Origin of the sequence: Trinickia sp., from assembly GCF_051961175.1 — a bacterium.
In the GTDB taxonomy this organism is placed as follows: Bacteria; Pseudomonadota; Gammaproteobacteria; order Burkholderiales; family Burkholderiaceae; genus Trinickia.
The window spans coordinates 1-3,563 of sequence record NZ_JBQCDN010000329.1 but is presented as its reverse complement, the minus strand read 5'-3'; the positions used below and the strand labels follow the sequence as shown (position 1 = coordinate 3,563).

Sequence of the window (3,563 nt, the reverse complement as noted above, 5' to 3'; positions counted from 1 at the left end):
GACATCTCCGAATTCGCCATATACCGCCTGACGGAAGAACTGCGCGAGCGCTTCCCCGATCTGTCGGTGATTCCGATCATCGGCGATGTCAAAGATTCGCTGCTGCTCGACCATGTCATGGCGCGCTATGCGCCGTCGATCGTCTATCACGCGGCGGCGTATAAGCACGTGCCGTTGATGGAAGAGCTGAACACGTGGCAGGCCGTGCGCAACAACGTGCTGGGCACCTATCGTGTCGGGCGGGCAGCGATTCGCAACGGCGTGAATCGTTTCGTGTTGATTTCGACGGATAAGGCGGTCAATCCCACCAATGTCATGGGCGCGAGCAAGCGATTGGCCGAGATGGCGTGTCAAGCGCTCCAGCAGACCAGCGAACACACGCAGTTCGAAACGGTTCGCGTCGGCAATGTGCTCGGCAGCGCGGGCAGCGTCATTCCCAAATTCCAGCAACAAATCGCGAGGGGAGGGCCGCTGACGGTCACCCATCCGGAAATCACGCGGTTCTTCATGACGATTCCCGAGGCCTCGCAGCTTGTCTTGCAAGCCTCGAGCATGGGGCAGGGGGGGGAGATTTTCATCCTCGAGATGGGGCAGCCGGTCCGTATTGTCGATCTGGCCCGCGACCTGATTCGACTGTACGGCTATTCGGAAGATCAGATTCGTGTCGAATTCACGGGGCTGCGTCCCGGTGAAAAGCTATACGAGGAACTGCTCGCCGATGACGAAACCACCACCCGCACACCGCATGAAAAACTGCGAATCGCACGCGCGCGCGAGGTACCGGACCACCTGCTCGATCAGTTGCTGCCGTGGCTGATGCAGCATCGGGTCGTGCCGGACGACGAGGTGCGCCGCGATTTTCGGCGCTGGGTGTGCGAGTATCAGCCGACCGTGCTGCCCGTGCTGCAGACGGCGCAATCGAACTCGCAAGCGCAGTTGTCACGGCGCGGCGCTGGCTAGCGCAGCTGGACCCGGCAGAATCGATACTCGGTGGAGTTCGAGTTCGAGCCGATGCTTGCCTTGTACGATTTGCACGTTTGCGGCTCGAGCACGAGGTTCACTTGCGAGAAGACTTGCGTGGCCAGATCGAGCGTGCGGTTGCCGGCCAAGACGGCTTGTTGAGCGTCATCGCTTCGGACCGTCAGGCGGCACTTCCTTGCGCTGTCCGCCAGATCTTCCACCGCCGCATGCAAATGCAGCCGGTCAACAATCCATTTGAGATTCGCACAGCCTCGATCGCTATTGGTGAAGCCGAGCTTGCCGACGAGTTTGTCGGTTCTGGCCAAACTCTGCGCTCGCCAATCGTCGCTGCCATCGATGACGGCGTAGGCTTGGCCGCCCCGGGCAGTGATCATGGCGCGTAGCCGCTCGTAATACGCAGGGGTAGCCGGGAAGCTATTGGCGATGCCGGCGTAAGCGGCTTGATGAGGAAGGAACGGCACCATCCATCCTCGAGCGCCTGATTCGCTGTAGAAAATGACCGTCGCTCGTTCAGGTGCCGGAATCGGTGGGACCTCGACGTGAAAGACGGGATCACTCCAACCTTCGTGCCCCCAGGTTTTCAGTCCTCCCACGATCCCGGTCGCGACGATAGCGCCGATCAGCCAGCGAGCCACTATCGTCCCGGATTGCTCGCCCCGCCAGAACGTGAGCAGCGCGAAAATGACGATCGGCGCCAGCATTTCGATCGGCACGAGGTATCGGTAGATACCGAATACCTTCATCCAAACGAAGTAGCCCAGCACGACAAACAGAATGACAAAGCGCGCGCGCGTATTCAGGCTGCCGCGTTCGTTGCCCCGCAGCCGTTGAACGACGGTTGTCGCCAGCGTGCACAAGAGCACGATGTATACGATGGGCCAAACGAACTCACGGCTTAAACCCGCGTCACGGCTTGGATCGGCTCCCATGATGAATGGCCATAGGACCGTTCGGAGAACGCCGTGCGGGATATATCGAAGATCGCCCGAGCCGATTGGCTGCGCCAACGGATTAGGAAAGAACTGGCCGAATTGCGGGTAAAGCGGATTGCCGAAGATCCGCCACAGATGCCACATCCAGTAGCCGCCCGTGAGGGCCCATCCCACCAGGACGCCTACGCCGAAGAGAAACGCAACGCGGATTCGGATGCTGAGCCGCTCTGGATAGCTCAGAAGGGCGATACACATGGCAATGGCATAGCATGCCGAGGTTGGCTTCAATCCAACCGCCAGACCCACCAGCACGCCGCCGATAGCAGGGAGTACCAGGGCGCCTGTGGTCGCACGTTTCATGAAGTCCCAACCCTTGAGCAAGACCAGCAATCCGCCGAGCACGAGCAGTGCCGTTGAGTTGTCCCCCATCGTGTTGCCGAGCTGGCTCAAGAAGCACGGGACGAGCGAACCGGCCAGCGCCAGCAGCAAAGGAACGCGATTGCGATTCTCAGGTGCGGCATCGCGGGACAGGTTCCGAGCGATGCCCAGCAGCAGGACGAAATTGAGGCCGTGCAATACCCCCATCCCGAACCCGATTAAACGCGATGGCAGATGAAACGTCATCCAATAGAAGGGGACATCAAGCAGCGGGTTGAAGTACGACTGCATGCCCGCCGGCGCGAGATCCGTCTGCAGGCGCCCGTTCAGCCACGCAAACGGGTTGTAGAAGTGATAGTTCAGCAGGTCCCAATTGGAGTCGGCACCCAACAAGACCGAATAAATGCCGAACAGCAGGGGCACCAGCACGCGCGCGCGAGCGAGCGTTTGCGGGGCGTTCAGATCGGGCAGCCGACGCTGGCGGACGGAAGACGCGCGCGTCGATGGCTCAGCAGTGTTCATGAATGATTCGATCTTGCGTGCTTGAAAACCCACCATTTCGCCGTCGCGAAGTTGACGAGGAGCGCGGCGGTCGAGCCTGCCGCCACCGCAAGGAGGGGCAGCCACGGCGCGGGGCGCACCATCGATACCACGCCGCTATAGACGGCGTAGTTGACGCCACCGCCAACGGACATCGCGGCGAGATAGCGAACCCATTCCGCCCAGGCTGATTGGTGTCCCGACGCAGAGAACGTAATCCTGCGGTTCAATTGCCAGGTGACCCACACCGCGCAAAGGAATGAGACCGCACGGCCAGCGAAGTAGCCGAGGCCGAGCCACAACATCAGATAGAGCACCGCGGTATCGACAACAAACCCGATGCCGCCCGCAAAAACGAAGCGAATTAGCTGGCGTTGCATATCGATGCTCGGCTTGGCTCGGCGCGGGGGCCCGGAACGGACAGGTAGGCAAAGCGTTTCGCCTCCGTGCGCCCGCGGGTGACCGTATCGAGCACGATGCCACAGGTGAGCAGGATCGCGCCGAACAGGACCAGCGCGGCACAGAGCACACTGGTGGGCAGGCGCGGAACCAGCCCCGTTTCGACGTATGTCTCGAAGAGCGGGACGGCGAGCGCGATCGAGAGCGCCGTACAGATAAAAAAACCGATAGAGAAGAACAGTAGCGGTTTTTCGGCTTTGAACAGCTTCGCGATGGTGGTCAATATCCTGAATCCATCACGGTACGTATTGAGCTTGCTTTCCGATCCATCGG

The 3,563-nt window shown here is 60.6% G+C and carries 3 protein-coding genes and 1 pseudogene; 1 reads left to right on the top strand and 3 read right to left on the bottom strand.

Translation table 11 applies throughout. The features are described 5' to 3' along the window. Window positions 1–960 (top strand): UDP-N-acetylglucosamine 4,6-dehydratase family protein (locus ACTHL0_RS19670; RefSeq protein ID WP_440568545.1); only part of this gene is annotated, 960 nt, incomplete at its 5' end. On the opposite strand, the gene ACTHL0_RS19665 is transcribed toward ACTHL0_RS19670, so the two are convergent. The 3 genes and pseudogenes from ACTHL0_RS19665 to ACTHL0_RS19655 form a co-directional block, all read right to left on the bottom strand. Then, window positions 957–2,813 carry a hypothetical protein gene (locus ACTHL0_RS19665; protein WP_440568544.1) on the bottom strand — a complete coding sequence of 619 codons (1,857 nt, stop codon included), beginning with the start codon at window positions 2,811–2,813 and terminating at the stop codon, window positions 957–959. The two genes, ACTHL0_RS19670 and ACTHL0_RS19665, sit on opposite strands and share 4 nt — an antisense overlap. Continuing rightward, on the bottom strand, window positions 2,810–3,211 hold the full coding sequence (locus ACTHL0_RS19660; RefSeq protein WP_440568542.1) for a GtrA family protein: 402 nt from the start codon (window positions 3,209–3,211) through the stop codon (window positions 2,810–2,812). Before ACTHL0_RS19660 ends, ACTHL0_RS19665 begins: the two co-directional genes overlap by 4 nt. Next, window positions 3,196–3,563 (bottom strand): annotated as a pseudogene (locus ACTHL0_RS19655) (glycosyl transferase); the annotation flags it as partial. The gene ACTHL0_RS19660 and the pseudogene ACTHL0_RS19655, both read right to left, overlap by 16 nt.

Excerpts from the sequence above, each read along its gene's own strand:
- ACTHL0_RS19665 (WP_440568544.1), bottom strand. The coding sequence starts at position 2,813 with ATGAACACTGCTGAGCCATCGACGCGCGCGTCTTCCGTCCGCCAGCGT.
- ACTHL0_RS19660 (WP_440568542.1), bottom strand. The coding sequence starts at position 3,211 with ATGCAACGCCAGCTAATTCGCTTCGTTTTTGCGGGCGGCATCGGGTTT.